The sequence below is a fragment of the Sulfurihydrogenibium yellowstonense SS-5 genome, from assembly GCF_000173615.1.
GTDB lineage: Bacteria > Aquificota > Aquificia > Aquificales > Hydrogenothermaceae > Sulfurihydrogenibium > Sulfurihydrogenibium yellowstonense.
Window position 1 is genome coordinate 1 of record NZ_ABZS01000131.1, and the last position, 4,854, is coordinate 4,854.

The 4,854-nt window shown below is 34.3% G+C and carries 11 protein-coding genes; all 11 read left to right on the forward strand.

Annotated features, from left to right (window positions below; genetic code table 11):
* The coding region (rplN, locus tag SULYE_RS05900) for a 50S ribosomal protein L14 (RefSeq protein ID WP_007547512.1) at positions 1-318 on the forward strand (318 nt) is incomplete at its 5' end.
* A 2-nt stretch (positions 319-320) separates the two neighbouring features.
* On the forward strand, positions 321-680 hold the full coding sequence (rplX, locus tag SULYE_RS05905; protein ID WP_007547513.1) for a 50S ribosomal protein L24: 360 nt from the start codon (positions 321-323) through the stop codon (positions 678-680).
* 3 nt (positions 681-683) lie between these two features.
* Positions 684-1,247 carry a 50S ribosomal protein L5 gene (gene rplE / locus SULYE_RS05910; RefSeq protein WP_007547514.1) on the forward strand — a complete coding sequence of 188 codons (564 nt, stop codon included), beginning with the start codon at positions 684-686 and terminating at the stop codon, positions 1,245-1,247.
* Between the two features lie 17 nt (positions 1,248-1,264).
* Entirely contained in the window at positions 1,265-1,453 is a 189-nt protein-coding gene (locus tag SULYE_RS05915) for a type Z 30S ribosomal protein S14 (RefSeq protein ID WP_007547515.1), read from the forward strand.
* A 10-nt stretch (positions 1,454-1,463) separates the two neighbouring features.
* On the forward strand, positions 1,464-1,874 hold the full coding sequence (gene rpsH, locus SULYE_RS05920) for a 30S ribosomal protein S8 (protein ID WP_007547516.1): 411 nt from the start codon (positions 1,464-1,466) through the stop codon (positions 1,872-1,874).
* 19 nt (positions 1,875-1,893) lie between these two features.
* Positions 1,894-2,439, forward strand: coding sequence for a 50S ribosomal protein L6 (gene rplF, locus SULYE_RS05925; protein ID WP_007547517.1), 546 nt, complete (start codon positions 1,894-1,896; stop codon positions 2,437-2,439).
* A gap of 16 nt (positions 2,440-2,455) precedes the next feature.
* The gene (gene rplR, locus SULYE_RS05930; protein WP_007547518.1) at positions 2,456-2,827 is read left to right on the forward strand and encodes a 50S ribosomal protein L18; all 372 of its coding nucleotides are present in this window, start codon (positions 2,456-2,458) and stop codon (positions 2,825-2,827) included.
* 11 nt (positions 2,828-2,838) lie between these two features.
* Positions 2,839-3,423, forward strand: a complete 585-nt coding sequence (gene rpsE, locus SULYE_RS05935) for a 30S ribosomal protein S5 (protein ID WP_007547519.1) — start codon at positions 2,839-2,841, stop codon at positions 3,421-3,423.
* Complete coding sequence (gene rpmD / locus SULYE_RS05940) at positions 3,420-3,599, forward strand: 50S ribosomal protein L30 (protein ID WP_007547521.1); 180 nt, start codon at positions 3,420-3,422, stop codon at positions 3,597-3,599. The genes rpsE and rpmD overlap by 4 nt, the downstream gene beginning before the upstream one ends.
* On the forward strand, positions 3,599-4,057 hold the full coding sequence (gene rplO / locus SULYE_RS05945) for a 50S ribosomal protein L15 (protein ID WP_007547523.1): 459 nt from the start codon (positions 3,599-3,601) through the stop codon (positions 4,055-4,057). The genes rpmD and rplO overlap by 1 nt, the downstream gene beginning before the upstream one ends.
* Positions 4,054-4,854: preprotein translocase subunit SecY (locus tag SULYE_RS05950; RefSeq protein ID WP_007547526.1), on the forward strand; the 801-nt coding region annotated here is incomplete at its 3' end. The genes rplO and SULYE_RS05950, both read left to right, overlap by 4 nt.

The window sequence follows — 4,854 nt, forward strand, 5'->3', positions numbered from 1 at the left end:
TTAGTACAGTGTATAGGTATTCCCGGCGGTGCAAAAAAAATGCATGCTACCGTCGGAGATGTAATCACTGTTACTGTAAAGTCTGCAATTCCAAATGGAACCGCAAAAAAAGGAAAAGTTTATAAAGCTGTAGTTGTTAGAACAAAAAAAGAAGTAGCTCGTCCTGACGGTAGTTATGTAAAGGCAGACGATAACGCAGTTGTACTTTTAAACAACCAGCTTGAACCAATAGGAACACGTATACTCGGACCTGTATGCAGAGAATTAAGGTCAAAAGGATTTTATAGAATCGTATCCCTTGCTCCGGAGGTAATTTAATAATGATAAAGCTTAGAAAAGGAGACCCTGTAATAGTCTTAACCGGAAAAGATAAAGGAAAGGTTAGCAAAATAAAACAAATTATTAGAAAAGATGGTAAAGTTAAGGTTGTAGTAGAAGGTGTGAATGTTGTTAAAAAACATTTAAGACCTATACAAGGAGTTAGAGAAGGCGGAATCGTTGAAATCGAAAAGCCAATAGATATTTCAAATGTTGCATATTACGATGAAAAATTAAAAAGACCTGTAAAAATTGGAATAAAGTATGTAGTAGAAGGGAATAAAATTTCAAAAGTTAGAATAAATAAAAAGTCCGGCGAAATTATAGATAAAGTTTGGGAAAAAATTAAAAAAGAGGTATAGTAAATGGCTGCAGTAGTAGGGTATAAACCAAGACTTCAAACTAAATATGAGCAAGAAGTTGTGAAGAAACTTATGGAAAGATTCGGTTATAAAAGCCCAATGCAAGTTCCAAAAATCAAAAAAGTAGTTATAAATATGGGTGTTGGAAAAGCGACAGAAGATATTAAATTATTAGATAGAGCGGTGGAAGACCTTACAGCTATTGCAGGTCAAAAACCTGTAATCACAAGGGCTAAAAAATCAGAAGCTGCTTTTAAATTAAGAAAAGGACACCCAATTGGTGCTAAAGTAACATTAAGAAAAGATAGAATGTGGGACTTTCTTGATAAGTTGATTTCTGTGGCTCTTCCAAGGGTAAGAGACTTCAGAGGTCTCAACCCAAAATCATTTGACGGCAGAGGTAATTACTCGTTTGGTTTATCTGAGCAAATTATATTCCCGGAGATTGATTATGATAAAGTTGATAAAATCAGAGGAATGGACATAATTATTGAAACAACTGCAAAAACCGACGAAGAAGCCCTTTGGTTGTTGTCTTTAATAGGCTTACCAATCAGGTCAGTATAATTTAGGAGGAAAATTAAATGGCTCGTAAATGTCTATTAGCAAAAGCTTTTATGAAAAAACCAAAATATTCAACAAGAAATAAATCAAGATGTCCGTTATGCGGAAGACCAAGAGGTTATATTAGACAATTTGGAATGTGTAGAATATGTTTTAGAGAAAGAGCACTTAGAGGTGAAATACCTGGAATAAGAAAAGCAAGCTGGTAGGAGGATAAATATGATAACAGACCCAATCGCTGATATGATTGCAAGAATAAATAATGCAATTAAAGCAAGAAAAGACGAAGTAAGTGTTCCAACTTCTAAAATTAAAGAACAGTTAGCAGAAATTTTAAAAAGAGAAGGATACATAGAAGATTATGTTGTATCTGAAGAAAATAAAAAAGGTAATCAAGGAACGCTTATAATAAAATTAAAATACTTAGGAAAAAGAAATACTAAACCAGCAATTTCCAAAATTCAGAGAGTTTCAAAACCTGGTTTAAGAAAGTATGTACCTGTTGATGAAATACCATATGTTCAAAAAGGACTTGGCATTGCGATTCTTACTACAAATAAAGGTATAATGACAGACGCGGAAGCAAGAAAACAAAGAGTCGGCGGCGAAATCATATGTTATGTTTGGTAATAAAATAAGGAGGCAATAAATGTCAAGAATTGGAAAAAAACCGATAGATATACCTAAGGGAGTTGAGGTTTCAATCGCTCCGGATAACACTGTTAGCGTGAAAGGTCCAAAAGGTCAACTCTCTTATAAATTTCATCCAAATGTATCGATAACAAAAAATGAAAATCAAATCATTGTTGAAAGAAAATTTGAAGACTCATTTTCACGAGCAGTTCATGGAACTACAAGAGCACTTTTAAATAATATGGTTAAAGGTGTAACAGAAGGTTTTACTGAGGAGCTTGAAATCGTTGGTATTGGTTATAGAGCAGCTGTAAAAGGAAATAACTTAGAATTAACCTTAGGATATTCCCATCCTGTAATTTATCCAATTCCAAAAGATGTGCAAATAACCGTGGAAGGTAACACCAACATTAAGATTACCGGTATTGACAAACAAAGAGTTGGTCAAGTTGCTGCAGAAATTAGGTCATTTAAAGAACCAGACCCATACAAAGGAAAAGGCATAAGATATAAAGGTGAAGTTATCAAGTTAAAAGCTGGTAAAACTGTCGGTAAAAAATAATAAAGGAGCGTAAAGGATGGCAATAAAAAGTAGAAATGAATCAAGAGTAATTAGACATAAAAGAATAAGAAAAAAAATTTTTGGAACAGCTGAAAGACCAAGATTAGCTTTTTACAGAAGCTTGAATGCTATTTACGCCCAAATAATAAACGATGAAACAGGTGAAACTCTTGTATCGGCATCAACTATTGATAGAGATTATGTTGCTAAGTATGGAAAAAGAGGCGGAAAATCTATAGAGGATGCTAAAAAATTAGGTCAGTTTTTAGCTGAAAAAGCTATCGCAAAAGGCATACAGAATGTTGTTTTTGATAGAGGAGGCTTCTTATATCACGGTAAGGTTAAAGCCTTTGCTGATGCAGCTAGAGAAGCTGGATTAAACTTTTAAAGGAGAGAGCGATGGGTGTAAAAAATATAGAAAGATTGATTGAGCAAAGAATCAAAGAAAATCCAATAAATCCAGATACTCTTAACTTAGAAGAAAAGGTTGTTGAAATTAGAAGAACAACTCGTGTTATGGAAGGTGGAAGACGTTTTTCATTCAGTACACTTGCTATAGTAGGCGATAGAAACGGCCATGTTGGATTTGGACACGGTAAGGCGAGAGAAGTTCCACCATCTATTGCAAAAGCTATAGTAGATGCGAAAAAAAGAATTATTAAAGTTCCTTTAATCGAGGGTACTATTCCCCACGATGTTTATGGAGACTATGACTCGGCAGTGGTTTTATTAAAACCTGCCAGAAGAGGAACCGGTGTGGTTGCAGGTGGACCAATGAGACCCGTATTGGAGCTCTTAGGAGTTACGGACGTTTTAGCAAAAATCGTTGGAAGAACCACAAACCCTAATGCTGTAGTTAGAGCAACCTTTGACGCTCTATTAAAGCTCAAATCACCGGAAGAAGTTGCAAAAGTAAGAGGATTAGAAGAAGAAAAAATAAGATCTGTATATAGAATTTATGCAGGAGGGGTGCCTGTAAGATGAAAATAAAAGTTAAATTAATTAGAGGATTGGCTGGTAAAGATCAAAAACAAAGACAAGCGTTAAGGTCTCTTGGATTAAAGAAGATTTACGAAGAAAGAATTTTAGAAAAAAATCCTGCAGTTCTTGGTAATTTAGAAAAAGTAAGACATTTAGTTAAAGTGGAGGAAGTTGAATAATGAAATTACATGAATTAAAACCTAACGAAGGTGCAACTCATAAAAAGAAAAGGGTAGGTCGAGGAATCGGGTCAGGACATGGAAAGACCTCAACGAGAGGTCATAAAGGACAAAAATCAAGGTCTGGTGATTCTAAGGTTCCGGCGAGATTTGAAGGTGGACAAACTCCATTTATAATGAGAATTCCAAAAAGAGGATTTAAAAATCCTTCAAAAATAGAGTATGAAATTGTTAATTTAAAAGCTATTGAAAATAAATTCAATGAAAATGAAGAGGTTAATCCTCAAACCTTAAAAGAGAAAGGATTGGTAAAAAAAGGAGAATGTGTAAAAATCCTTGGTGACGGCCAGTTAACCAAGAAATTAACGGTTAAAGCCCACGCTTTTTCAGCTTCAGCTGAAGAGAAAATTAAATTAGCAGGCGGAATAGTTGAAAAATTAACAACGGAGACAACTTGATAGAAAAAATAATAAATATATTTCAAATAAAAGAGTTAAGAAATAAAATTCTTTTTACTTTAATTATGCTTGCTGTTTATAGATTGGGGACTCATATACCAGTCCCCGGTATTAATTCCGAAGCTTTGCTTCATTATTTTAACTCTTCAGGTGGAGCGCTATTTAATATCTATAATCTATTTTCAGGTGGAGCCTTAGGACGGTTCTCTGTATTTGCCCTCGGAGTAATGCCATACATTTCTGCCTCAATTATTATGCAACTTTTAACTGCAGTCATTCCATCCTTAGAACGCCTTCAGAAAGAAGAAGGTGATTATGGTAGATGGAAGATATCTCAATATACACGATATTTAACGATTGCAATTGCAGCCTTTCAATCCTTAGGTTTGTCAATATGGCTGTCTAATCTTAAAACTGAGGCTGGAGCATCTCTAATTTCTATATCTCCTTTTTTGTTTGTGATTCTTGCAACCTTTATAGTTACAACCGGGACAGTATTTTTAATGTGGATTGGTGAGAAAATCACTGAATTTGGTATTGGCAACGGTATATCAATGATTATTTTGGCAGGTATAGTTGCCGAGATAATTCCTGCTATTTTAAAAACCTATGAACTTTTTAAAGTTGGCGAGATTTCAATATTGACGCTTCTATTAGCTGTAGTGATAATAGTTTTGGTTGTAGCCGGCATTGTTTACATTCAAGAAGCAGAAAGAAGAATTCCTATACACCATGCAAGAAGGTCTATATCAATAACTAATCAATCTGCATCTTATCTTCCATTTAAACTTAATCCA

Excerpts from the sequence above, each read along its gene's own strand:
- rpmD (WP_007547521.1), top strand. The coding sequence starts at position 3,420 with ATGAAAATAAAAGTTAAATTAATTAGAGGATTGGCTGGTAAAGATCAA.
- rpsH (WP_007547516.1), top strand. The coding sequence starts at position 1,464 with ATGATAACAGACCCAATCGCTGATATGATTGCAAGAATAAATAATGCA.
- rplE (WP_007547514.1), top strand. The coding sequence starts at position 684 with ATGGCTGCAGTAGTAGGGTATAAACCAAGACTTCAAACTAAATATGAG.
- rplF (WP_007547517.1), top strand. The coding sequence starts at position 1,894 with ATGTCAAGAATTGGAAAAAAACCGATAGATATACCTAAGGGAGTTGAG.
- rplO (WP_007547523.1), top strand. The coding sequence starts at position 3,599 with ATGAAATTACATGAATTAAAACCTAACGAAGGTGCAACTCATAAAAAG.
- rplX (WP_007547513.1), top strand. The coding sequence starts at position 321 with ATGATAAAGCTTAGAAAAGGAGACCCTGTAATAGTCTTAACCGGAAAA.
- rplR (WP_007547518.1), top strand. The coding sequence starts at position 2,456 with ATGGCAATAAAAAGTAGAAATGAATCAAGAGTAATTAGACATAAAAGA.
- SULYE_RS05915 (WP_007547515.1), top strand. The coding sequence starts at position 1,265 with ATGGCTCGTAAATGTCTATTAGCAAAAGCTTTTATGAAAAAACCAAAA.
- rpsE (WP_007547519.1), top strand. The coding sequence starts at position 2,839 with ATGGGTGTAAAAAATATAGAAAGATTGATTGAGCAAAGAATCAAAGAA.